Raw genomic sequence first — 25356 nt, 5'->3', positions numbered from 1 at the left:
ATTAAATGAAAATTGGGAGTATTTCTGTCATTTTAAGTAATAATGTCTAATAAAATCACAAAAAAGTTAAACAAAATATATCTCATGGCGTATAAGTGTCTAACTAAAACATAAAAAATTTAGACATGAAAAATTTCACCTTCTTATTTTTATTCCTTGTACCGTTGTTTTTCATAAGTTGTGATGACGACGATGATACTAATGAATCTACACAAGACATTGTAGAGTTGGCTCAAGCCAATGGATTTACCTCATTGGCTACTGCACTTACACAAGTGGATCTGATCAGCACACTTCAGAGCGATGGACCATTTACAGTATTTGCTCCTACAAACGAAGCATTCGCTGATCTTCTGGAAGCAGTAGGACAGACGAGCATTGAAGATGTACCAGACGACGTACTTACTGATATCTTATTATATCATGTGGTGGCCGGAAGTTCTATTTCTTCTACAGAAATATCCGCAGGTACTGCTGAGACCGCCGAAGGGTCCGACATTACTATAGCTGTCGGCACAGATGGAATCACTATCAATAGTGCCAATGTAGTGGAGCCATTTGACGTGGTAGCCTCCAACGGTATTATACATACGATAGATGCTGTACTGGTGCCAGATTCGCACGTTCAGTTTGTAAATACAGTTTTAGAACCAGCGTATTTCAATAAAAGCTTTTCTACATTGATAGAAGCCGCCATAAAAGCAGACGCGGTCGGCACTCTATTGAATACCGCTAATCTGACCATATTCGCTCCAACTAACGATGCTTTTACTGCTTCAGGAGTAGTAGTTGCCGATACAGATGCAGCAGATTTACTGGATGTATTGACTTATCACGTGATCACATCTAAGGTACTGAGTGCAGATATTCCTGCCAGCGCAGCAACCCTCAACGGTGAAAACATCTACTTCTCATTAGTAGATGCAGGCAACTTCATCAATGGAGACATAGAAATATCCAATGTAGATATTGAATCAGGATCAGGTGTGGTCCATGTGATTGATAAGGTATTGATTCCTGAAGAAGGCACAGTGGTAGATGTAGCTGTCGCTCTATCTGAAGACGGCGAATTTACTTCACTAGTAGCAGCCCTGACACGTACAGCAGACGAAGGTACTGCAGATCAGAATCTGATCACAGTACTAAGCGGAGATGGCCCATTCACAGTATTTGCTCCTACAGATGCAGCTTTCACTGCCTTGCTGGATAGCAATGATGATTGGACTACTTTAAGTGATATTCCGCTTGAGACTCTGATAGCTGTTCTACAATATCATGTAGTATCCGGAAGGGTTTATGACAAAGATTTGGCTGGAGCGTTGGATGCCAATAATGGAGTCACAACAGTAGAGGGGAGTGACCTGACCTTCAATCTCACTGATCTGACCATCAATACTGATGTAAACATCTCAGCAGTAAATACACATGCAGCCAATGGCGTGATCCATGTGATCGATGCAGTATTGGTTCCATAAAATATTCGTAGTAGGTTGTTGGTAAGAGTGAAATCGGGGAATTAATATTCCCCGATTTCTATTTTTTTAAGAGCATTTTTAAATTAATAACTATGTTTTCAATATTTAAAGGAAAATCAGAAGCAGAAAAGCTTCAATCCAAATACGAAAAACTCATGTCCGAGTCTCATAAGCTTTCTCAAGTCAATCGAGCATTGAGTGACGAAAAGTTTGCGCAAGCACAGGCCATATTAGAACAAATCCTAAAGCAATAGAACTATGGCGTTTTATCAATATAAGAAAGTACAAGTGGTCGAGGCATCACTAGATGAAGTTTGGGATTTTATCTCTTCACCAGCCAACCTCAAAAAAATCACTCCCGAGCACATGGGATTTGATATCACCTCGGATAATGCAAACCAAAAGATGTACGAGGGTATGATTATCTCATACAAAGTGAGTCCGATACCAGGCTTTAGAACTGACTGGGTCACGGAAATCACCCATGTCAAAGACCGGGAATTTTTTGTGGATGAGCAGCGCATTGGACCGTACGTCATGTGGCATCACCAGCATATGTTGGAAGCGCTCGGCAGCTCGGTAGTGATGAAAGATATCATCACTTATCAACCACCCTTAGGGTTTTTAGGCGCGATAGCGAATTCGCTGTATATTAGACGGCAGCTCAATAATATATTCGAATATAGAAAGGTAGCTGTTGAAAAATATTTTGCTAAGGACACCGAGAGCTATATGACATTAGCCTAAAGGTATAATGCACAACATACAATATGAAAATTCTTCTGACCGGCGCCACCGGATATATAGGTAAGCGACTGCTTCTCGAATTGATCAGAACAGGTCATGAGGTCATATGCTGTGTAAGAGATAAAAACCGTTTCAACCCTCCCGATTCCCTAAAGGGAAAAATAGAGGTATTCGAAATAGATTTTTTGCAGGCCAAAGAAGAGGTGAATCTTCCTTCCGGCATAGATGGGGCCTACTATCTGATGCATTCGATGAGCTCTGCCACTGACTACGACAATCTGGAGCTTACCATAGCCAAGAATTTTAGGCGTATAGTTCACCGATCCGATATCAAGCATGTAGTCTACCTGAGTGGTATTGTCAACGAAGACACCCTCTCAAAGCACTTGTCATCCAGAAAGGCAGTAGAAGAAGAACTCAGCCAAGGGAGCTATCATCTGACCACCCTGAGAGCAGGAATTATTATTGGATCTGGCAGTGCTTCCTTTGAGATCATTAGAGATTTGGTAGAGAAGCTACCCATCATGGTCACGCCCAAGTGGCTCAATACCAAATGTCAGCCCATAGGAATCAAGGACGTCATAGATATGCTGAGTCTGACCATGATGAACTCAAGCATGTATGATCAAAATTTTGACATTGGAGGGCCAGATGTATTGACTTACAAGGAAATGTTGCAGGGCTATGCCAAAATAAGAAAACTCAAACGCAGTATTTACACCATTCCGGTAATGACCCCGAGACTCTCGTCCTATTGGCTCTATTTTGTGACCTCCACCTCCTACAAGCTAGCCACGGCATTGGTCAGTAGCATGAAAATAGAAGTCATTTGTAGAGACCAGCGGATCAATGATATCCTGCAAGTACAGCCCAAGTCATATGCGGAGGCATTGCGTAAAACATTCATGAAAATAGAAGACCATGAAATAGTCTCAAGCTGGAAAGACTCACTCGTAAGTGGCACATTTACACACAGCCTATCAGATTTCATGAAAGTGCCCAGTTTTGGTTGCCTTAAAGATGCCCGATCTATGAAGGTCAACAACAAGCAACAGTCACTCGACAAAATTTGGCACATCGGAGGAGATCGGGGATGGTACCATATGACCTGGCTTTGGAAGTTTCGCGGATTTATAGACAAAATCTTTGGAGGTGTAGGATTACGCAGAGGCAGAACTCATCCGGACATGTTGGCAACTGGTGATGCCGTTGATTTCTGGCGGGTACTCTTAGCAGATAGAAAACAAAGCAGATTGCTGCTTTTCGCTGAGATGAAGCTACCCGGCGAGGCTTGGTTGGAGTTTAGAATAGAAGGGGACACCTTGTACCAGACTGCCACGTTTCGACCACGTGGGATACTTGGTCGTCTGTATTGGTATGCAGTATATCCTATGCACGGCTTGGTGTTTCAAGGTATGATTAGAGCGTTAGCAAAATAAAATGGAGAAAGTTGCATTTTGGTTTAGAAGAGACCTCCGCCTGGAAGATAATACAGGCCTGTTTCAGGCACTTAATACTGGCAAACAAGTGGTGCCCGTTTTTATTTTTGATTCTGCCATCTTAGATGAGCTAGACCGTGATGATGCAAGAGTTTCATTCATCTATCAAAGTCTCAACGAGATTCATAATCAGTTGCTTTCATACGGAAGTTCATTGTGCATCAGATTTGGTGAGCCATCAGAGGTTTGGAAAAAACTGATCTTGGAGTTTGACATTACTTCCATTTACTCGAATGAAGACTACGAACCTTACGCCATGGAGCGTGATCGTGCCGTTAGGCAGCTAGCGAAATCCCAAAAGGTGAAATGGAATACTTATAAAGATCAGGTTATTTTTGGTCCAAATGAAGTTTTGAAACCAAGTGATGGTAAACCTTATACAGTCTACACCCCCTTTAAAAATAGATGGCTCGAATATTTCAAGAAGCAACCTCCAATAGAACTTCTGAATGCCAATTATGAAAACCTTCATAGATTTAGTGAAGCCTTTCCTACAATCGAATCCTTCGGTTTTGAGAAAAGCAAAATAGCCGTAAAGCCCTATGACTTGAGTCAATTGGAAAATTACAAAACGCTTCGGGATTTTCCGGCTGCGGATGGTACAAGCTATCTCAGCGTTCATCTAAGATTTGGAACGGTCGGAGTTCGTCAGGTCATAAAACAACTGAGCGTATCGGATGAGGTCTTTCTTAGCGAATTGATCTGGCGGGAATTTTTTATGCAAATTTTGTATCATTTCCCTCAGGTGGTAAGTCAAAGTTTCAAAATTAAATATGATCGTATTCCCTGGCGAAACAATGAGGCTGAATTTGAAAAGTGGAAGAAAGGAGAGACAGGCTTCCCGATGGTAGATGCTGGGATGCGTCAACTCAACCAGACTGGATACATGCATAATAGAGTGAGAATGGTGGTGGCTAGTTTTCTTTGCAAGCATCTACTGATCGACTGGCGGTGGGGTGAATCCTACTTCGCGAGCAAGTTGCTCGATTATGAGCTGGCGTCCAATAATGGTAACTGGCAGTGGGCTGCAGGCACAGGTTGCGATGCAGCTCCGTATTTTAGAGTATTCAACCCAACAGAGCAATTGAAGAAGTTTGATCCACAGATGGAATATATCAAGCGTTGGGTTTCTGAATTTGTACCGCCCATGGTAGACCACAAAGCAGTCAGGATAAGGGCCATAAATACCTATAAAAAGGTATTGACTTCATTTGACAACTAGATTAGTATTGTGGTGTTACGTTTTTATTACCATTCTACATTTAAACTACGCCACAATGAAAACCAAAATTCACGTTTTACTTCTATGCCTAACCACTCTCTTCGTTGCCTGTAAAGACTCAGATTCTTCGGTGCCGGCAGGTGAAGGAGAAGACGCTCTGAATGAAGAGATTGTATTGCCTCCAGGATCATTTCAAGTCGCTGATGAGGATTTGGTAGAGGACGAGACCATCGAGGTTATAGACTCTTCTAACGACGATGCTACTCCAGCACGAGTTGAATCCGGTCAAACCATCAATATCAACATTTCCTTTTCCGCGTCTAATTCGAATGTGACGCATGCCGGAATCAGATTTGGAACCAACGGTCAGACATGGTTGATTCCTATCGATGGAGCCTCAGGCAACGATTCAGGTTCTTTGTCATTCGGAATGGGAATTCCCTCCGGACTTTGCGGTGATATCTCTCAAATTTGTCATGATGTACGCTGCTATGAGTTTGCCGTTGCCAGTGATGGAGGTACGTCTTATAGAATTTCTAAAGAAAACATCAATAACATAGTACTTGGATGTGGCGCATGCGACGATCCATCTTGCAAGGATTTAGCTGTAGGCTGTGACTGTGACACCGAAGCGATAGCAGAGTCGGCGGAGGATCTTGCGAATGACCTTAGCGGATTGAGCACTAATAACCCAACAGAATTGTGCAACTGGTTCTACGGTACCTATGTGCCCTGGTATGATGATTTGCTCTATTGTCTTGATAAAATCGCTGAATTGACAGATGAAGATCGCGAGCTTATTGCAGATACCTATGACGATACCATTGACTTGTATGACGATTTCTGTGATGATGCCGGACGTGTACGACCTACTGAAAATAAGCAGCAGGTAGAAGCGGTTGATAAGATGCTAACAAGAATATTGTCGAGACTAAAGAAATAAATGCCAGTATTGGCGCACAAAAAAGGGCAATCGAAAGATTGCCCTTTTTTTATGACAAGTCTTTAATGAATTACATGAATTCTACATTTTTTATCTCTCCATCAGCGTAACTGGTGCATCTCATGGCATCTCTCAATACACCTGGCTTTAGCATGGATTTGTTTAGCAGCATACGTACACATTCCTGAATACCTTCAATTATGGAAGGGTGGGGGTGGATCAGTTCGGCTAATTCTTCGATACCCTTTCCCATAGAAATCAGCAGGGCGACTGCCTCAATCGAACTCGAAGCGTGCTCTCCTACCACGCGCATACCAAGCACTCGCATATCTTCGTCATTTGAAACGATGACTTTGATAAACCCTTCAGTATTCCTCATGGCAATAGCCCTTGTAATACAGCTGTAATCTAAACTCACCACCTTATGGGGAATGTTTTGTTCTCTGGCTTTCAATTCGTTGAGTCCCACACCTGCCACTTCAGGGGCCAGGAACATGATTGTAGAAATATTTTCGTAGATAAGGTCTTTTTCAGGCTTACCGAATATTTTTTCAATGGAATATCTTCCTTCGAGCTCACCTACATTAACCAATGCAATATCTGCGGTAATGTCACCTACGGCGTAAATGTTGAGCACAGAGGTTTGTGTGAGGTCATCTATTATACCTCTACTATCCATATCGATCTTCACAGAAGCAGACAGCAAATTCTCATAGTTGGGAACACGGCCCACTGATACAAGTGCTTTTTCTACATGGAATATTTCTTTAGATCCATTGTCGTATTCCAGGGTATAGACCACCATACCGTTGTCGATTTTCATATCTACCAGTCGGGAGTTTCTATGAATCAATACATCTTTGCTTTCAAGGTTTTGTTCGATGATCTTTACGATATCTTCGTCTTCAAATGGCAGGATGCGATCTCCTTTATCGATCATATGCACTTTGGTCTGACCAAAATTGGAGAAAATGGTAGCAAATTCGCAACCAATCACCCCGGCACCTACGATGACCATACTTTTAGGAAACTCTTTTAAGTTTTCGATACCGTCACTGGTAAGGATGATGTTTTCGTCGATTGGAATATTGTCCAATTTTCTGGGACGGCTTCCAGTAGCCAAAATGATGTGGTCTGCTTCGATTTCAAATTCACCATCTTCGGTTCTCACCACGACTACCGTTTCTCCCACCACCTTAGCGACTCCTTGTCTAAAATGAAAAAGCTCCGCACCGGCATTGAGGTTGATATTGTGCATATGATGCTCCAATAGCTCACGCCTTTTATTCACAGCTTTATTCACCTCCTCCTTCAGAATTTGAAAATTGTGTTTTGGTGTCGGTACGTTAGTAGATTTACAATGCGAGCGAAGTGCAAAAGCCTCCCTCGACAATTCCCACCACGTTTTACTGGAAAGTGCACCATTTTGAATGCCGGCCCCACCAATTTTATTCTTTTCTATGAGTAACACCTTCTTTTTGAAGTCAACAGCCCTCATAGCTGCTGCATATCCCGCGGGGCCTCCGCCTATTACACATACATCGTACTTATCCATGCTCTAATTCTCTCGTTTTAATAATGGGCAGCTAGCTGAGTCTCAATCAAAATTTATGAATATTAATTTAATATTAGCAATAATTTGAGACTTATATTGGATAATTCTCCTTCTATTTTAAATCATCCCGACAATTGTCATAATATGCTTATACTTGTATATCCTGAACATAATACCTCCTAACCAGAATGTCAAAAATTACAAAATAACTCCCAATGCTTAAGAGAAATATTGCAGCATTAATACTCACAATTGTGTCTCTTGCCCTGCTATATCCCGGACTGACTAGACCCATTCTGCAATTAGTGATATCTGCCGAATTGCCTATCATCGGCAAGACTACTTTTTATGAACAGACGCAAAGTATTCTACAGACAGTGGATACCTTGTACCATACCAACAACAAGCTCGTCGCAATTTTGATTTTCCTATTTAGCGTGGTGGTACCTTTTACAAAAGGCGTAATCATTTTGGCGGTGCTTCTTTTTAAGAATTTCTCCCTGAAAGTCAGACTCTATCGATTTGTATATATCATTGGCAAATGGTCTATGGCGGATGTGTTTGTAGTAGGCGTATTCATGGCATTTCTATCTACACAGTCGAATAGCTCGATTGAGGCCAATCTGCTTGAAGGGTTCAATTATTTTGCCGCCTACTGTATTGTATCCTTATTGGGAATTCAGATGGCGAAACTCGAAAAGCCCGTAACCATCTAACCGAAATGTTCAACAAGCTAAAAATCCTTTGGGTAACACTTCTCGCTATATTTCTTACTTGTTTCTTATTATTTGAATATATGGATGAAGGTTTGCCAGAAGGCAAACAAGGTCCGGAAGCTGACCAGCTGGCAGAGCGTATGCTCGAATCTATTAATCATGAGGCATGGATAAAAACCGGAGCGGTAAGTTGGGGATATGATGACCGCGCTTTCGTTTGGGACAGACTTCGACACCTGGCAGAGGTAAATTTTGAGGGCTATCAGGTGCTTATAGACATCAACAACAGGCAGGGGTTGATTACAAGTGGTGATACCACTGGTTGGACTATGGAAGAGAAAAAAGACAAGTGCCTCTGGGCCTGGAGATACTGGGGCAATGATTCCTTTTGGTTGAATCCGGTAAGCAAAATCTTCGATCCTGGTACTGAGCGTAGGATAGTAGATTGGTATGGTAAAGAGGCCCTGCTGGTCACTTATACATCAGGTGGCTCTACTCCGGGAGACTCCTATTTATGGATTCTTGATGACAACGGTAGACCTAAGAGTTGGAAGCTGTGGGTATCAATCATTCCACTGGGTGGTATGAAGTTTAGCTGGGAGAAATGGGTAGAGCTAGAGACTGGTGTGATGGTGGCTACACGTCATTTCAATGCCATCAAGACTATTCCGCTGCACAATCCGGTAGGTAAGTCTGATTTGATGGAGCTCACAGGAACGGACATTTTCGAGCCCCTCGAAATGAACAAAGACCTGCTCATTTCTTATTAAAAAAAAAGACAAACGCCCGAAGAACATACCGTAACCGTAACGGGCGCTTGTCAAATGACTACACATTCACTAAAGTGTTTCTCCTTTGTTGATTTTGGCCTCCAGACCATCCAAATACTCTTTGTAATTAGCCGGAGCCATGGCCCGAGTTTTATTCAATCTTTGTAGAGCCTTTTTGCTGTTGCCATTTAGGTACTCCGCACGGACTGCACCCAGATATACATACCAAACGTCAGGAAAACTAGCAATCATTTGATCGAAAAAGAGTTTCGACATTTTAGCTCTTCCCTGATCCGACATGCGCTTGCCCACCCAATAATCGTTTGGTGCATCATTCATTAAAGGGATGGCTTTTTTCATAATCTCATCGGCCTCTTTCTTTCGGTCTAACGACCAGAGTATTGCCGATTGTGTGCTGAGATTTGTGAAATTGCTATTGGCTGCATATCCACCATATCCACCAGTGATAGAGCGTTGCGACCAACTGAGTGCCTCTTCGAGATTGGTATTACGATTGAGACACCATTGAGCCGCCGCATCCCATGCCTCCCAGGCATAGGTAGTAGCTCCTTTTAACTGATATCTGAAATGTTCAATGGTGGTTTTATTGAGATCTACTTCAATAGTGAAAGGGACACTGATTTTTTCCCATTCTATGGCGAGCTGCAAAGTACTATCTGTCCTGTTTTTAAATTCGAAATCAAGCTGCTCAGAATGAACGCTTTCCTGAGGAGTGACTTTTACTCGAAGTGCCACCCCATTGAGTGTATCAAGATAATAGCTGCCCCACAGATTGTCGTTTTTTGCGAATAATAGTGCCCATTCGCCTTTCAATGGTATGGCATGTAGACCATAGCTGCCCGCAGGCAGGGGTTGCCCCTCAATTGTCACATCTGTAGAGAAAGCGATTTTGGTGTTCATGTTAGCACCTACTCGCCAAGGAATAGGGTCACCATTCATGGGCACTACAGGTCCCCAGATCTCACGGCCATTTACCTTCGGTGAGGAGTATTCTACAGCTATAGTGGTGATTCCCAATCTTTGAGATTCGATCACTTTTGGACTCGTCTGAGGCATATCTAGTGAATGATATTGAGCAGAGCATAAAAAAGGACAGACCAACAGAGCCAAAGCAGCAATTATTTTAGTTTTCATTTTTGAGTCTTTTTGATTTCGAAATCGAACTTATATTATTTGGTTTATCCTTTTACCCGGTATACTATCTAACACGGATCGATGTGGTTAAACTGCTCATAGAATCTCACAGAGGGCATATGCAGGATTCAAACCGTAGTTGGTCTGACCCCATCAGTTGTTAGGGTGGTATTCGTGATATTTGAGAATAATCAACCTGATTATTCTCAACTTTGTGTTCTTTTACCCTATGCATGGTTTTAGACGAGAGTGGATTTGGCATGTACTATTTTGGACCGGCTATCTACTGGTCAAAATATTTGTTGTAGAATTTTTTAGAGAGGACAAGTTCACTGTCATTTTGATAGAGGCGATTCGATTGCCACTCAAAATGTTTTTGGTGTATGTGCTGATCTTCTTTCTGATTCCGCGTTTTCTTCTGAATAAAAGGTATCTGATATTTGTGGTTTGGCTCGTGTTACTGGTGGTATTTGCCGCTTTTGCCCGAAGAGCAATGGATATTTATATTACCTATCCTATATCCATGTTGTATTTTGATAAAGGCGTCTTTTGGGACTTTGGTACTGCATTTCGCAATCTGGTTTTTATCTATCCTGTAGTTGGACTGGGGACAGCTATCTATCTTATGTCCCACTGGATTCGCGACTACCAAATGCGCACGGAGCTGCAGCGTGAAAAACTAGAGGCTGAATTGAAATACCTTAAAGCCCAGGTGCACCCACACTTTTTGTTCAATACCATCAACAATATTTATTCACTCTCTCTCGATCGCTCTCCCAAGACCTCTCAGGCTTTGCTCGAACTTTCAGATTTGCTCAGCTATATGCTCTACGAATGCAATACCAGAAGAATGCCGCTAAAAACGGAGCTGGAACTCATCGAAAATTATATCAATCTCGAAAAACTCAGGTATAGTGAGCGCCTTGATTTGAGATTCGAAATCAATTCATCTGTAGAAGGTGTAGATATCGCACCGTTGATCCTTTTGCCATTTGTCGACAACTGTTTCAAACATGGAGCTGGAGATACAATGGCCGAATGCTACGTTCATTTTGAAGTCACCGTAGTACATGGTATTCTGAATCTCAATCTTAAGAATAGCCTGCCTGACCATGAAAAGGTATCTGTCAAGAATTCGGGAATCGGACTTGATAATGTGAAAAAAAGACTGGAGGGGGAATACCCGGGCAAATATGATCTCGAAATCGAACAAGCGTCTGGATCATTCAATATAAGACTTAAAATAGACCTCAATGAAGAATAAACTCAGATGTCTGATAGTAGATGACGAGCCTCTCGCCGCCAATGTACTTGAGAAGTACATACTACGGTTGGACCATCTTACATTGGTTGGGAAATCGCAAAACGCGGTCGAGGCCTTCAATATCCTCAATGCACAAGCCATAGATTTGATGTTCTTGGACATTAAGATGCCTCAAATCACAGGGCTTGAATTCTTGAGGTCACTCAGACGACCACCAGCAGTGATATTTACAACTGCCTATCGAGATTTTGCACTTGAGGGATTCGAAATGTCAGCTGTAGATTATCTATTAAAACCAATCTCATTTGAAAGATTTTTGAAGGCAATATCCAAGATAGTCGATTCATCATCAGGACAATCAGCCAACGAAAGTGCCTCTGACTCTCTCAATACCTTGGACAGAGAATACATATTTGTCAGAGAGGACAAGAGAATGAAGAAGGTTCTGCTCACTGACATCCTGTTTATAGAAAGCATCAAGGACTACGTCAAAATAATAACTAAATCTGGGCCTGTGATGACCTATCTAAAAATGAATTACTTGGAAGAACAGTTGCCAGATCAGCTCTTTCTAAGAGCTCATAAATCCTATATTATCAACATTCAGGCAATTCAAGCCTATGGAGCCACAGATATTGAAATAGAAGGTACTGTCATTCCTATTGGTCGACATTATAAGCAGGCCGTACATAGAAGACTAGACGAGCTGATGCTCTAAAATTACTTTTGTTGTGATTTGTACTAATTGAGAGAAATAGACTATTATTTGTCAATAAAATATCGCATTTATACGAATAGTTGCAATGAAAGTTTGAATTCATTGAAAATGTTGTCAATTTTGAATCACAATGAATCGGTCAGTGAAAAAGCTAAAATTAAATGCAGTTTATAGCTATGATTTTCAACTGATTGGTATTATTTCTCAATCCAAGGACTATACAGTGTCATGGGCTATTAACAAAGCACTGAACATTGGATTGATGAAACAGTCGGATCTTGAGGTAGATTTGAAAAACTCGGAGAAGCTTATAATCTCAAACTTTGTTTTTGAGAATGATTTTCGACGATTTACCTTACTCAACAACAAGGTGGTGGCTGACAATGCAATGACCCAAAAACTATATGTCCCCTCACTAGGGACTTTTGATTATTTACTGAAAATTGAAGAGTTTGAAGAAACCTCCGATTTGGATATGCTCTTTACTGCACTTAGAAGGTCTGAAAAGATCGATTCTATAGTCAAGTTGGACGTAAAAAAAATCAAAGAAAAAGACAGTTTATTATTTTAAACAAAAAACAAATTGATGCAATCAAAACGGGCGAAGATCATTGCCACATTGGGTCCGGCAAGTGAGAAAAAAGAAATTATCATACAATTGATTGAGGCAGGTGCAGATGTCTTTCGACTCAATTTTTCGCATGGTACACACGAAGATCATTTGGAACGAATCCAATTGATCAATGAAATCAACGATGAACTAGGTACCAATATCTGTACACTTCAGGATTTGCAAGGCCCGAAAATCAGAATTGGTCAAATGACAGATGGGGGTGCTGAAATTTTACCAGGTCAGCAGCTTGTCATTAGCACTGAAGATATTTTGGGTACCAGTGAGAAAGTAAGCACTACCTATAAGCCGTTATCCACGGATGTAGTGCCGGGTGATTTGATCCTGGTCGATGATGGCAAAATCCAGCTTAAGGTCATTGCGAATGGCGAAAATGAGGTAACCACAGAAGTGGTTCATGGTGGCGAACTAAAATCGAGAAAAGGCATCAACTTGCCAAATACAGCCATATCGGCTCCTTCACTCACAGATAAAGATAGAGAAGATCTCGAATTCGGACTCGTGCACGACGTGCAATGGGTGGCACTATCCTTTGTGAGAAATGCCAATGATATCCATGAGCTAAGAGATATTATAAAAAGTAAAGGCAAGCAGACTAAAATCATTGCAAAAATCGAAAAACCGGAAGCTGTAGCAGATATCGATGAGATCATCGAAGCGACCGATGCTATCATGGTCGCACGTGGTGATCTAGGTGTGGAAGTGCTGATGGAAGACGTGCCAATGATTCAGAAAAGAATTGTGGCCAAGTGCAACAAACTTGGAAAGCCAGTAATCATTGCCACTCAGATGCTGGAAAGCATGATTGACAACCCCAGACCGACTAGAGCCGAAGCCAATGATGTGGCCAACTCTATCCTGGATGGGGCAGATACGGTCATGCTATCTGCCGAATCGGCCTCAGGAAGTTTTCCTGTAGAATCTGTCAAAGCCATGTCCAGATGCATTTTGTCCATAGAAGGTCGAGCGCATGTTGTGTTTAATAAGTTTTGGGAAGATAATATGAGCGAAACGGCCAAAAACGACATGCTTGTAAAGTCCGCTTGCCAGCTTAGTAAATCTGTAGGAGCAAAAGCCATTATCGGAATGACCAAGTCCGGATATACAGGTTTTAGCTTGGCGAAAAATAGGCCTGAAGCCGCCATTTACATTTTTACCAGTGACAAGCATCTTTTGAAAACAATGAATCTTGTTTGGGGCATACGTGGATTTTATTATGCGGAGCAGAAGCCTATCGATGAGACATTCGACGAAGTATTGGAGATTCTGAAAGGCAAAGGATTGATGGAAACTGGTGACGTTTATATCAATACAGCCTCTATGCCACTACATTGGCAAGCGCATACCAATATGATGAAGCTGGATGTGGTAAAATAATTACCACATTCATAGATTCGGATAGCCAAATTTTATAGTTTTAAGCCTCATTTATTGATATCTATATTCAAATCAAACGGCTTGGTACGACAACTAAAATTTGCATTTATTTACCCGCTTTTTTCCCTGCTTATCTGGCCGGCTTTAGCCCAGGATGAGCAATCAGACTTCCTTACTGCCAAACAGTACTTTTCAGAAGGTAATTATACTTTTGCTATGGATTATTTCCGGCGACTAGCCGGGGATAATCAAGAGCATGCCTTTCAGGAATACGCCGCCTACTACTACGCCCTATCAGCCTATCGAAAAGATGATCTGAGTAGTGCAAAGGCCATGTGGTTGCAAATGGATAAAAAAAATGTGGATTGGCCTCAAATCAAAGAAGTTCATTATTGGCTTTCCAGGGTGTATTTCGAAGAAGAAGACTATTCCCGTGGTGTATATTTCGCGAAAAAATCAGGCCTGGACGTTTCCAAAGACCTGATTCAAAAGAACCTGGCTCAGGTCGATAGCATGGCCGTGCTCAAGCATGTTCATGACCAGTTTCCTGAAGATTCAATCGTTGCCAAGATCATTGCTGAAAAAATCAATGCACAGCCGATCTCACAGCGAAACTACCAGCTCCTCAACGAGATTGTCAACCAGTTTGACCTTAACAAGGCTAAGTATGGATTACCAGAAATAGGAGAAAGTAAAATGAAATCTTCCTATAACGTAGCTGTGCTGCTGCCATTCATGTTTGATGATCTCAGTTACACCCTGAGAGTAGAGCGCAACAAATTCGTCATGGATTTATATGCCGGCATAATAAAAGCCGTGGATACTCTCAATCAGAGTGGATCAACGATAAACATATTTCCATACGACACAAAAAGAAGTGCGGAAGTCACAGAAGAAATTTTTGACCTTGCCGAATTGAAATCTATGGACCTAATCGTCGGCCCCCTGTTTCCAGGTCCACTTAGAGTAGCCAACGATTTTAGTTTTAAAAACGAAATAAACATGATCAATCCGCTTATTTCAAGTGCGGACGCGATACAAAACAACCCGTTTTCTTTCCTATTCAAAGCCGAAGTAGAAACACTAGCCTTGACTGCGGCTCAGCTTGCCATAGATAGCGTGACCAACAAATACGCCATGATATTCTATGAAAACAACGAACGCGATTCGTTGAGTGCCTATACCTATAGCCAACGTATTCAGGAAGCAGGGTTCGAGGTATTGGTCAATGCGGCCGTAGTAGATACTACCGTCAGACAGGCCTATGACCTACTGACCGAGGAATATGAAGTCGGTTATACCGAGGACGAAGTAGACTCAATCCGTGCAGTAGATGCTTCCAGGTTTATCAAAGAAAGAAAATCGAGTATCACTAAGGACAGCATCGAATATTACGAAGAGTTTTTTACACTGGGCATTGACAGCATCGGGCACATCTATGTTGCCTCCTCAAAGGCCTTGTTTGCTTCAAATTTCATCAGTGCACTATCCATTCGTGCTGATAGTACGCTGCTGATCGGACGTGGTGATTGGAAGTTTTTCCCCACACTCACGCTGGAAGAAATGGAGCGTCTGAATATCTATTTTATAGACCCGCACTATGTGGATTATAGCACAGAGAACTTTATACGTTTTCGAAAATCGTACCTCCAAAATTATCGTGAAGAACCATCGTTCAATGCCATCATCGCATACGAAATGATGTTTTATGTTGGGCAAATGCTCAAGGCATTTGGTCACTATTTTCAAAAAGGTAATCCAGAAGTGGGATTTGTCAAAGGTCAGTTGCTCCAGGGTACAGAGTTTAACTTCAAAAACAGCAATCAATACGTGCCAATTACGATACTTTCCGATTCAAAGCAAAAAGTAGTAAACCCAAATGAGAATGGACAAGACCAATAGCCTCAGAAGCTTCAAGTTAGCTCAAAATCATATTCCTGGTGGTGTCAATTCTCCAGTGAGAGCTTTTAAAGCAGTCGGGGGCGAACCTATCTTTATAAAGTCTGCCAAAGGCGCATACATGCATGATATAGATGGGAACAAGTACATCGATCTGATCAACTCCTGGGGTCCTATGATTCTGGGTCATGGTAAGATACAGATAGAGCGTGCCGTCATAGAGGCAGTGAAGAAATCTTTGTCGTTTGGAGCTCCTACGAATGCCGAGATAGAAATGGCAGATTTGATCTGTCAGATGATGCCCAATATTGAGAAAGTGCGTATGGTCAATTCGGGAACGGAGGCAACGATGTCAGCTGTTCGATTGGCACGAGGGTTTACCAAAAGAGATAAAATAATAAAATTTGAAGGCTGCTATCACGGTCATGGTGATTCGTTTTTGATTGCTGCTGGCAGCGGTGCGGCTACCATGGGTGAGCCAGACAGCCCTGGTGTGACAAAAGGTACTGCACAGGATACCATCACCATTCCATTCAATGATCTGGAAAAGGTGAAGGAGATCGTCATGGATTACCCGGATCAGATCGCAGCAATAATATTGGAACCTATAGGCGGAAACATGGGCTGCGTACCTCCAGTCAATGGCTATTTGCAAGGCCTTCGCGATATCTGTGATGAATACAATATCGTATTGATATTTGATGAAGTCATGACCGGATTTAGAATTTCAAAGGCAGGAGCCCAGCAGTACTACGGAGTGAAGCCGGATATTACCACCCTAGGGAAAATCATTGGTGGTGGAATGCCTGTAGGTGCCTATGGTGGACGAGCAGATATCATGAACATGGTATCACCGAGTGGGCCAGTCTATCAGGCCGGTACGCTATCCGGCAACCCGGTAGCCATGGCTGCGGGTCTTGCAATGCTTAAGTATCTAAATGAAAACACGGAAATATACACCCGCCTGGAGACCATGACTGAGTACATTGTGCAGGGCATCAAGCTTAATATCCTCAAATTGGGATTAAAATATACCGTCAACTCAGTAGGGTCCATGTTCAGCTTGTTTTTTACCGATGAAAAAGTAATAGACTTTGAAGGCGCTAAAAAGGCCGATTTGAACCTATTCGGAAAATATTTCAACGGGATGCTTGAAAAAGGAATCTACCTGGCGCCTTCACAGTTTGAGACCCTATTTATATCATCTGCAATAGATGAGATAGAAGCGGATCTGATCATTCAGGCCAACTATGATACCTTGAAAGAAATTCATAAAAGATGATCTCTAGCCTCATATAATTGTCCCAACTAGAACTAAATAGTGATCTGGACGAAAGCTTCGAAGAGCGAGTCACCTATTTTGCTGATGTAATACTTCCCATACCGCTCCCCGAAACCTATACCTATCGTATCCCAAGAGATATGGAAGGGCTAGTGCAAGCTGGTAGTCGAGTGGTGGTCCAATTTGGAAGAAAAAAAATCCTGACCGGCATTGTAAAAGAAATACACCACAAGGTGCCTAAAGTCTATGAAGCCAAATACATTCTAGACAGCCTCGATCATTCTCCGGTGGTCAATGGCTTGCAACTCGACTTCTTTACATGGCTGGCCCAATATTATATGTGCACCATAGGCGAGGTACTCAACGCTGCCTTGCCAAGTGGACTAAAGCTCACCAGCGAATCTTTGATTCAGCTCAATCCTGAGTCTGGTACAGGTGAGCAAGAATACTCCGAAAAAGAGTTGGTCATACTGGACGCTTTGAAGAGCAGCGACAGACTGAGTTTTGATCAGGTGTCCGATCTTTTGGGTATCAAGATGATTCATCCAGTCCTCAAGTCCCTCATGCAAAAGGAAAGCATTTTGCTTTTTGAGCAGGTTAAAGACAAATTCAAGCCAAAAACTATCAAGTCAATTCGGCTAGCAGATCATTATTTCGAAAGTGATCAAGCTTTGCAGTCACTTTTCGAAAAGCTCGAAAAAAGCACCAAACAGCAGGCCGTTTTATTGAAATATCTCAGTATAGTGAGAATAGATGAAGCGACCGAATCAAGTCGAGAGGTGCTGAAGTCCGATCTGATGACCGAAGATCTTTCTGCCTCATCGCTGAAGACATTGCTGAAAAATCAGATATTCATCGAAGAAGAAAAAATCATCTCAAGACTTGATCAGACCATTGTTCCTGAACGGAAATCAATGGAATTGTCTGAGATGCAGCTGGAAGCACTGGCAGAGATACACGAAGGATTTCAAGCACAAAAACCGGTGTTGCTGCATGGGGTTACGGGAAGTGGAAAGACGGAAATCTATATCCAATTGATTCAGCAGGCACTTGAGAGTGGAGGACAGGTGCTATACCTCTTACCCGAAATTGCGCTGACCACCCAGATAGTTTCGCGATTGCACAAGGTGTTTGGCAGCGAGTTAGGCGTCTATCATTCCAAATATTCGGACAACGAACGAGTCGAAGTGTGGAACGGGGTAAACAACGGCAAGATCAATCTGGTAGCCGGAGTTCGCTCGGCTATCTTTCTTCCTTTTGACAATCTCAGTCTGATTATTATTGATGAGGAGCATGAGACTTCCTACAAACAATACGAACCCGCTCCACGCTACCATGCCCGGGATGCTGCAATATGGCTGTCGCATTTGCATCAGTCCAATGTACTCATGGGGACAGCCACACCGTCTATAGACAGCTATCAAAATGCTCTCGATGAAAAATATGCCTTAGTAAAACTCGATGAGCGTTTTGGTCAGGGGCAGCTGCCAACTTTCGAACTCGCCAATCTTTTGACCTCACGAAAGAGCAAACGGATGAAAGGGGATTTTACTCCCGAATTACTAGAGGCGATTAAGAATGCGCTCGAAAAAAATGAGCAAATCATACTGTTTCAAAATAGAAGAGGATATTCTCCATATTTGATTTGTCATGATTGCAATCACGTGCCCAAATGCCAAAGCTGTGATGTGAGCTTGACCTATCATATGCACAACAATGTCTTGATCTGTCACTACTGTGGGCACAAAGAGTCAGTCCCGGCAATCTGTGATGCCTGCGGGTCAACCGCGATAAGAACGGTAGGATTCGGTACCGAAAAACTGGAAGAGGATTTGAAAATATTGTTTCCTGATGCCCATGTTGAGCGTATGGATCAGGATACCACAAGAAGCAAGTATAGCTATCAGCAGATTATTGACAGGTTCGAACGTGGAGAAACTAACATTCTGGTGGGTACACAAATGCTTAGTAAGGGTTTGGATTTTGATAAAGTCTCTCTGGTTGGAGTCTTTGACTACGATCGCATCGTGCACTTTCCCGATTTTCGATCGCACGAAAGAGCCTTCCAATTGATCACTCAGGTGAGCGGTAGGGCTGGAAGAAAAGATGATGGTGGAAAAGTAATCATTCAGACCGGAGAGCCAGACGAACCCTTGCTTTACAAAATCAAAACAGGAGATTATTTATCCTTTTTTCAATCTGAGATACTTGAAAGGCAAAATTATCAATACCCGCCGTTCTATCGATTGATCAAAATTATTCTAAAACATAAAGAGAAAAATGTCTTGCAAGATGCGGCTAGACAATATGTTACCCGACTGATAGGTGAGCTTGGGCGACAGCGTGTACTTGGACCACAAGAGCCTGTGATCTCCAGGATTAGAAATCTCTATATTGAAGAGATATATGTGAAAGTGGAAAAAAAGAAAATCAATATTAATAAAGTGAAGGGTCTGATCTACAAACTTGGACTAGAGCTTAAGCAAAGCAAGGATTTGAAGTCGCTCAGGTTATATTTTGATGTAGATCCCGTTTAAATCAATACGCTCAGTCATGGTTCTCCTCCGGTATTTGGACCATTATAAATAGAAATTGATCGAATAATGAATAGTTGGGGTTGAAATCGTTTTTTATAGCCCATTTAGTTGACCAAAAATTATTTATTTTTATAGAATGAACCTGTATACAAGATGATCTTTTAAACAACGTTTGTCTTGTAGTTTTAAATTTATCCAACATGAAAAATCTAAAGTGTCTTTCGCTATTCACAACACTTCTTTTGGTAAGCTGTACACTCACGTTTGGCCAGACTAAGTATGATAAAAAACTAGAGAAAGCAGATGACCTGTATGAATTGGGGAATTATCCCGGTGCTAGATCTGAAATAGAGAAAATTAAAAAACAGACCACGAAAAAAATTGGTGGGGTAAACGAATTTTTACCAATTGCCAGAATCAAAGAAGCTAAGTATGATGTCGCCTTGGGTATCCTCGGTGGAGTGCACCAGTCCGTAGCAGAAGGATTGGAGATGAGTGAGGTAGTCAACGGCGCCGACTCAGAAGTTCATGCACTGCTATTGAAGGAATCCACTGAGGTCATGATTCTCTATGGAAACTATGTAAAGGCAAGCGAATATCTGGAAAAGGCCAAAGCTATCCTTGAGGCAGCAGAGATGGATGAAAACCTCGCTGCTTCTCTAGATGTACTTGATGCACAAATCAAAGTAGGTAGAGGGTATTACTCAGATGCTATCCAACTGATCAATGGTAAAATGGATTTTTATCAAGGCAGAGCCTTGCTAGATGACGGAGCCAAAAAAAATGTGGTGAGGGAAAGAAAAAGAGAATTTGCCCGAATGATGATGTTCAAGGGCGATGCCTATCGTCAAATGGGAAACTACCTAAGTGCCGACTCCTCCTTCGTCTATGCTGATCGGTGGATTCAGAAAAACCTTGGTAAGGCAGATATCTTATTTAGTGAAAATCAATATTTGAACACCCTTCTACTTGAGGAAAATGGACTGGAAAAAGACGCAGTGGTCAATCTATACGAAAAAGCATATGTCAATACCATTCGTAAGTATTTGCCGTCTCACTATGTCACTATTCGCATCAAAGAGCGACTGATCAAAAGTTATATCAAAAATAACAATAAGGCTAAGCTCAATACGCACATCACAGAATTCAAAAAGGTAATCAAGCAATATTACGATAAGAATAGCCTCAATAGTTTGATGCTAGAGACTATCGATTACGATGTCCTATTGGGAGGCAAGGATGTAGGGCTTGAAAACGAGGTTGCGGAGATATTGGGAGCAGAGTCTGTAATCCCTAAAAATCACCATAAGCGAATTGATATGCTAGAATTCGCCAATAGCGTGGCTGTGATCAACGGGCGGCATGACAACTCCTATCAGTATTTGACTCAGATTCTGGAAATCAAGAAAAACCTATACGGAGAGGAGTCGCCAGCATACAATTTGACTAAAATCCACTTGGCTAACTACTATGTGGACTATACTGAGAAATTTGAGGAGGCATTGGCTATCTATCAAACCAGTTGGGATCAAATTGTAAAAAAAGAAATCCATGAAGGTCATTTGGATTATGTGGATATATTGGACCACCAAGCTGTCTTCTATGAAGAGAATGACCAGTACGATCAAGCGTCAGCAATATTGGATGTAGCGCTGGAAGCATCTCGTAGAAAATACGACAACGAAGATGTGGAGTATGCGATAGAGCTGGACAAAATTGCCAATCTCCAATTCAAAATTGGAAAGTATAGTGAGGCAGAAGAAAACATCAATGAAGCGCTTCGAATACTTGAGAAAGCCGATAAGACCCTTGCCGGCGGATACTATGCTCAGTCACTGATTACCCAAGCCACATTATTTGCAATCAAGGGTGAATACGACGAAGCGGAAGACAACATTTCCAAGTCAGAGAAACTTCAAAAGGAAGGGATCCGGACTGTAGAGACCTCCGGTATAGCCATTGAAGACGAACTCGCTGAAGTATACGTCGATATTGGAAGATACAGAGACGCAGAAAAACTTATCAACTCAGATTTATCCAAGAAGGAGAGGAGATACGGTGCCAATAGTCGTCATTTAAGTGATCCGCTGATTCTCCAGGCAAGACTGAAAATGATACTGGGAGATTATACTTTAGCAGAAACCATTGCCCAGAGAGCTTATGATATTACACTTGATATTTTTGGACCCGAGTCCTCAAAAATCACTCCCGGGCTGGTGACACTGGCTAAGATAAATACGACAATTGGTGACTATGAAGTGGCGGAAACCCAGTTGGAACGAGTCATCGAAATACGAGAAAAGCAGTTTGGCAGAAATCACATAGATGTAGCAAGAGCCGTTTCAGATCTGGCGTTGGTCCGATTCTATAGCAGTGCGCCAACCGTAGAGGTGGAGGACCTTTTTCTTAGAGCGGAAAGCATCATTGGCAAAAAACTGGGCGGATCAAACCCACATTATGCCGAAGTGCTAAAAAACCTTGCTATTGTCTATGTAGCAGAAGGAAGATATGACGAAGCCTTTGTATATCTAGAGGATGCTGCCAACATTTGGGATAGAAGAATCGGCAGAAGAAACAATATCAATGCCGCTACCATCAATATTCTGAGGGGTGATATTTACTACAGTCAGAAACAATACAGTGAAGCTGAAAAGTACTATGATAGTGCAAAAAAACTATATGAAGATTTCTTTAGTAAATCCCATCCTGAGTATGTAAAGGTACTCTCCAAGATGAGCAAGACCTATTTTATGCAAGGGGATATTAAAAAGTCTCAGGAATCGATCGAAGAAGTACTTGGTAACTATGCTGTATTTATCAAAGATTACTTCCCGTCGCTATCAGAAAGAGAGAAAGCTAAATTCTGGAATACCATCAAGCAGGACTATGAGTTTTACAATACCATAGTCATCAACTACAATAGAAAGAACTCTGATCTCGTAGGTACGCTATACAATAATGCTTTGCTTACCAAGGCATTGCTATTGAGTTCATCTATCAAAATCAGACAACGAATATTGTCATCAGGCAATGAAGAACTGATTGCGACCTATCGTGAGTGGGAAGCTAAAAAGGAGACCTTGACCCAGGTATTATCCATGAGCTCGGATCAGCTGGCGCAGGCAGGTATTGATGGCAATGTACTGCAGGCCGAGGTAGAAAACCTGGAGAAGCAGCTGAGTCAGCAATCAGAGGATTTTAGCTCTGGATTTGAGTCTAAAGTGGTCACCTGGCAGGATGTACAGCAATCATTGAATCCTGACGAAGTCGCACTTGAGATGGTAAGATTTCGAGTGTTTGATCACCGTTTCTCCAAGGACTCGATCATGTATGCAGTGATGTATGTGAAAAACGAAAAGAAGAGCACGCCTGGCCTAATTCTACTGAAAAACGGGGCGGATATGGAATCGAAATTCCTGATGCGATATAGAAACAGTATCAAGTTCAGAATCGAAGATCAAAAATCATATGACAACTTCTGGAGACCTATTCAAGATGTGATCGGTAACCCGGGCCGCATTTATGTATCAGCAGATGGTGTTTATAATCAGCTCAACCTGGAAGCGATTAAACTGGAAGATGGTAGCTATGTATTAGATCGGTCAAACATTATCTTAGTGAGTAATACTAAAGATTTGTATTTTGACAAGCTTACTCCAAACGTGGTGCAAGACGCCAATACAGCCATCATGTTTGGAAACCCTACTTATTACGTGTCGTCTAAACCGGGGAATTGGACTGGTAGAGCGACTACTCGTAGTGGAAATCCAGACGTCATAGGTCAGCTGCCAGGCACGGAGAAGGAAGTTACAGAGTTGAAAGATCTTCTGAGACGAGATGGATGGGTGACTACTGATCATAAGGAAGTAGAAGCCACAGAACAAGCGATAAAAGCCATGAATAATCCTAAGATATTCCATATTGCCACTCATGGATTTTTTCAGCCTGATGCTGATTTGAGCGCAGAGGATATTGCTATGAACGAAAATCTGGCAGCGCAAAACCCGCTCCTCAAAACCGGGCTTCTGATGAGTGGGGCAGGGGACATTCTCAATGAGACCACTTCCAATTTTAATCTCGATGATGGAATTCTTACAGCCTACGAGGCCATGAATCTCAACCTTGACCAGACAGACCTTGTGGTGCTCTCTGCCTGCGAAACAGGATTGGGGGAGATACAGGCTGGCGAAGGTGTTTTTGGATTGCAACGGGCGTTTTTGGTGGCTGGAGCACGTACTATTATTATGAGTTTGTTCAAAGTCTCGGATGAGGCCACGCAAAAGCTGATGGTGAAATTTTACTCCAAATGGCTGGAAACGGGTGACAAGCGAGCCTCCTTTATCCAAGCCAAACAAGAAATTCGAGATGAATATAAGGACCCGATTTTCTGGGGACCATTTATCATGATAGGATTGGATTAATTGTTATTGAAAATAGTAGTAAGCTCATAAAAAAGCTTGAATGCATTTGTCTTAGGTATGACGAATGCATTCAAGCTTTTTAAACTGTCCTATTCTTAGGGAAGGCTACAAGAATGGATAAGCTACAGCCTGTCCTTTTGACCCTGTTCTTGTCATTTCGACGATAGCAGGAAATCTATACTTCAAATCAAAATCCACAACAACAAATCAGTATGGTGTTAGGCACCGTATAGATTTCTCGCTCCGGCCGAGCCTCCACTCGAAATGACAAATCGAGACGATGAGGAAGTATTTTTGTGTTAAACTGGTCGTTTCTCAACCAGATTTATTGCTCAAAATTTTCGATTCATTCAGTTTTACCCATTCACCCACTTTCTTTCACCCAACTTGTTATTACCCCGTCTTTCCGATCCCAATTTTGTTATTTCGACATCGATCTGTCCTTCCGACCTTATTTTTGTCATTTCGACGATAGGAGAAATCTAAACGCCAATCCAGATCTTGTACTAATCTATAGCCCTGGAATTGTCCGATGTAAATGAGCTTGTTCGTTGAGCCGAAATACGACTAATGGTCTTTCGATGGCCTTGCTCATCAATGAGTTCGTATTTCCATTCAAAAGATTGCTCGCCTATATCATAGAAGGTAACTAACCATTGACCTGTACCATCATGCATTTGAAGCGTCTGATCGATATATTCCATTTCAAATTTTGGAGAAAGCTTATGCGGACGAGAGTTCATCACTACTGCCTCCCAAAGGTGAGTTTCGGGATTTACAATAAATATGCCTGCTGCAAAATACTCGGCCGTTCGGGCAGTAGGGGAGTTGTCCTCCTGCCACCAGTGGTTGATCAGTGCATGTCCTCCCAGGGTATACTCCCATGTCCAGGTGGCATCATTCTCATACCACACACTACTATCGGGTTTGATTGTGACCAGATCTTTGGACAGGCATTGCCATTCCCCAACTAGCTGTCCCAGTTGGATGGTTTCTTTCGGAGCATCGGGATTTAACTTTCCATAGTCAATCTGTTTATTAACCGATTCTGAAACTGGCTGCTGGCATCCAGCTACTGCAAGGATATAACTGAAGATCAGTAGGTAATATAGGTGTGCGTTCTTTTTCATAATATCAAATTTTGA

At 42.0% G+C, this 25356-nt stretch carries 19 protein-coding genes; 16 read left to right on the top strand and 3 right to left on the bottom strand.

Annotation, left to right across the window (positions count from 1 at the left end; translation table 11 throughout):
* The first annotated feature begins 125 nt into the window (after window positions 1–125).
* The 6 genes from ABJF11_RS13980 to ABJF11_RS13955 all read left to right on the top strand — a co-directional run bounded on the left by ABJF11_RS13980 (window position 126) and on the right by ABJF11_RS13955 (window position 5886).
* A complete protein-coding gene (locus ABJF11_RS13980; protein ID WP_348120494.1) occupies window positions 126–1475 on the top strand; it encodes a fasciclin domain-containing protein in 1350 nt (449 codons plus the stop codon).
* 92 nt (window positions 1476–1567) lie between these two features.
* Window positions 1568–1729 (top strand): Lacal_2735 family protein, encoded by a 162-nt coding sequence (locus ABJF11_RS13975; RefSeq protein ID WP_348120493.1) that lies wholly within the window; start codon window positions 1568–1570, stop codon window positions 1727–1729.
* Between the two features lie 4 nt (window positions 1730–1733).
* A complete protein-coding gene (locus ABJF11_RS13970; RefSeq protein WP_348120492.1) occupies window positions 1734–2222 on the top strand; it encodes an SRPBCC family protein in 489 nt (162 codons plus the stop codon).
* 23 nt (window positions 2223–2245) lie between these two features.
* The gene (locus tag ABJF11_RS13965) at window positions 2246–3661 is read left to right on the top strand and encodes an SDR family oxidoreductase (protein ID WP_348120491.1); all 1416 of its coding nucleotides are present in this window, start codon (window positions 2246–2248) and stop codon (window positions 3659–3661) included.
* Between the two features lies 1 nt (window position 3662).
* On the top strand, window positions 3663–4943 hold the full coding sequence (locus ABJF11_RS13960) for a deoxyribodipyrimidine photo-lyase (protein WP_348120490.1): 1281 nt from the start codon (window positions 3663–3665) through the stop codon (window positions 4941–4943).
* Window positions 4944–4998: 55 nt separating this feature from the next.
* Complete coding sequence (locus ABJF11_RS13955; protein WP_348120489.1) at window positions 4999–5886, top strand: hypothetical protein; 888 nt, start codon at window positions 4999–5001, stop codon at window positions 5884–5886.
* Between the two features lie 70 nt (window positions 5887–5956).
* Here ABJF11_RS13955 and ABJF11_RS13950 read toward each other — a convergent pair whose 3' ends face one another.
* The gene (locus ABJF11_RS13950) at window positions 5957–7441 is read right to left on the bottom strand and encodes an NAD(P)/FAD-dependent oxidoreductase (protein ID WP_348120488.1); all 1485 of its coding nucleotides are present in this window, start codon (window positions 7439–7441) and stop codon (window positions 5957–5959) included.
* A gap of 215 nt (window positions 7442–7656) precedes the next feature.
* Between ABJF11_RS13950 and ABJF11_RS13945 the strand changes: the two genes are divergently transcribed.
* Window positions 7657–8157: a paraquat-inducible protein A gene (locus tag ABJF11_RS13945; protein ID WP_348120487.1), complete on the top strand. Its 501-nt coding sequence runs from the start codon at window positions 7657–7659 to the stop codon at window positions 8155–8157.
* An 80-nt stretch (window positions 8158–8237) separates the two neighbouring features.
* A complete protein-coding gene (locus ABJF11_RS13940) occupies window positions 8238–8927 on the top strand; it encodes a hypothetical protein (RefSeq protein ID WP_348120486.1) in 690 nt (229 codons plus the stop codon).
* A 69-nt stretch (window positions 8928–8996) separates the two neighbouring features.
* Here ABJF11_RS13940 and ABJF11_RS13935 read toward each other — a convergent pair whose 3' ends face one another.
* Window positions 8997–10082 (bottom strand): DUF2911 domain-containing protein, encoded by a 1086-nt coding sequence (locus ABJF11_RS13935; protein WP_348120485.1) that lies wholly within the window; start codon window positions 10080–10082, stop codon window positions 8997–8999.
* Between the two features lie 181 nt (window positions 10083–10263).
* Here ABJF11_RS13935 and ABJF11_RS13930 point away from each other — a divergent pair, with 181 nt between their 5' ends.
* From ABJF11_RS13930 to ABJF11_RS13895, 8 genes are all read left to right on the top strand, one after another.
* Entirely contained in the window at window positions 10264–11346 is a 1083-nt protein-coding gene (locus ABJF11_RS13930) for a histidine kinase (RefSeq protein WP_348120484.1), read from the top strand.
* Entirely contained in the window at window positions 11336–12064 is a 729-nt protein-coding gene (locus tag ABJF11_RS13925) for a LytTR family DNA-binding domain-containing protein (protein WP_348120483.1), read from the top strand. The genes ABJF11_RS13930 and ABJF11_RS13925 overlap by 11 nt, the downstream gene beginning before the upstream one ends.
* Window positions 12065–12206: 142 nt before the next feature.
* The gene (locus ABJF11_RS13920; RefSeq protein WP_348120482.1) at window positions 12207–12635 is read left to right on the top strand and encodes an IPExxxVDY family protein; all 429 of its coding nucleotides are present in this window, start codon (window positions 12207–12209) and stop codon (window positions 12633–12635) included.
* Between the two features lie 15 nt (window positions 12636–12650).
* The gene (pyk, locus tag ABJF11_RS13915; RefSeq protein WP_348120481.1) at window positions 12651–14072 is read left to right on the top strand and encodes a pyruvate kinase; all 1422 of its coding nucleotides are present in this window, start codon (window positions 12651–12653) and stop codon (window positions 14070–14072) included.
* Between the two features lie 81 nt (window positions 14073–14153).
* Window positions 14154–15974, top strand: a complete 1821-nt coding sequence (locus ABJF11_RS13910) for a hypothetical protein (protein WP_348120480.1) — start codon at window positions 14154–14156, stop codon at window positions 15972–15974.
* Window positions 15958–17253 carry a glutamate-1-semialdehyde 2,1-aminomutase gene (hemL, locus tag ABJF11_RS13905; RefSeq protein WP_348120479.1) on the top strand — a complete coding sequence of 432 codons (1296 nt, stop codon included), beginning with the start codon at window positions 15958–15960 and terminating at the stop codon, window positions 17251–17253. The genes ABJF11_RS13910 and hemL overlap by 17 nt, the downstream gene beginning before the upstream one ends.
* Before the next feature lie 17 nt (window positions 17254–17270).
* Entirely contained in the window at window positions 17271–19790 is a 2520-nt protein-coding gene (gene priA, locus ABJF11_RS13900; protein WP_348120478.1) for a primosomal protein N', read from the top strand.
* A gap of 200 nt (window positions 19791–19990) precedes the next feature.
* Window positions 19991–24211 (top strand): CHAT domain-containing tetratricopeptide repeat protein, encoded by a 4221-nt coding sequence (locus ABJF11_RS13895; protein WP_348120477.1) that lies wholly within the window; start codon window positions 19991–19993, stop codon window positions 24209–24211.
* A gap of 506 nt (window positions 24212–24717) precedes the next feature.
* On the opposite strand, the gene ABJF11_RS13890 is transcribed toward ABJF11_RS13895, so the two are convergent.
* Window positions 24718–25341, bottom strand: coding sequence for a hypothetical protein (locus ABJF11_RS13890; protein WP_348120476.1), 624 nt, complete (start codon window positions 25339–25341; stop codon window positions 24718–24720).
* Window positions 25342–25356: the final 15 nt, after the last annotated feature.

The sequence above is a fragment of the Reichenbachiella sp. genome, assembly GCF_039941815.1.
GTDB lineage: Bacteria > Bacteroidota > Bacteroidia > Cytophagales > Cyclobacteriaceae > Reichenbachiella.
This window is presented reverse-complemented; position numbering and strand designations above follow the sequence as displayed.

Excerpts from the sequence above, each read along its gene's own strand:
- ABJF11_RS13980 (WP_348120494.1), top strand. The coding sequence starts at position 126 with ATGAAAAATTTCACCTTCTTATTTTTATTCCTTGTACCGTTGTTTTTC.
- ABJF11_RS13975 (WP_348120493.1), top strand. The coding sequence starts at position 1,568 with ATGTTTTCAATATTTAAAGGAAAATCAGAAGCAGAAAAGCTTCAATCC.
- ABJF11_RS13970 (WP_348120492.1), top strand. The coding sequence starts at position 1,734 with ATGGCGTTTTATCAATATAAGAAAGTACAAGTGGTCGAGGCATCACTA.
- ABJF11_RS13965 (WP_348120491.1), top strand. The coding sequence starts at position 2,246 with ATGAAAATTCTTCTGACCGGCGCCACCGGATATATAGGTAAGCGACTG.
- ABJF11_RS13960 (WP_348120490.1), top strand. The coding sequence starts at position 3,663 with ATGGAGAAAGTTGCATTTTGGTTTAGAAGAGACCTCCGCCTGGAAGAT.
- ABJF11_RS13955 (WP_348120489.1), top strand. The coding sequence starts at position 4,999 with ATGAAAACCAAAATTCACGTTTTACTTCTATGCCTAACCACTCTCTTC.
- ABJF11_RS13950 (WP_348120488.1), bottom strand. The coding sequence starts at position 7,441 with ATGGATAAGTACGATGTATGTGTAATAGGCGGAGGCCCCGCGGGATAT.
- ABJF11_RS13945 (WP_348120487.1), top strand. The coding sequence starts at position 7,657 with ATGCTTAAGAGAAATATTGCAGCATTAATACTCACAATTGTGTCTCTT.
- ABJF11_RS13940 (WP_348120486.1), top strand. The coding sequence starts at position 8,238 with ATGGATGAAGGTTTGCCAGAAGGCAAACAAGGTCCGGAAGCTGACCAG.
- ABJF11_RS13935 (WP_348120485.1), bottom strand. The coding sequence starts at position 10,082 with ATGAAAACTAAAATAATTGCTGCTTTGGCTCTGTTGGTCTGTCCTTTT.
- ABJF11_RS13925 (WP_348120483.1), top strand. The coding sequence starts at position 11,336 with ATGAAGAATAAACTCAGATGTCTGATAGTAGATGACGAGCCTCTCGCC.
- pyk (WP_348120481.1), top strand. The coding sequence starts at position 12,651 with ATGCAATCAAAACGGGCGAAGATCATTGCCACATTGGGTCCGGCAAGT.
- hemL (WP_348120479.1), top strand. The coding sequence starts at position 15,958 with ATGGACAAGACCAATAGCCTCAGAAGCTTCAAGTTAGCTCAAAATCAT.
- ABJF11_RS13895 (WP_348120477.1), top strand. The coding sequence starts at position 19,991 with ATGAAAAATCTAAAGTGTCTTTCGCTATTCACAACACTTCTTTTGGTA.
- ABJF11_RS13890 (WP_348120476.1), bottom strand. The coding sequence starts at position 25,341 with ATGAAAAAGAACGCACACCTATATTACCTACTGATCTTCAGTTATATC.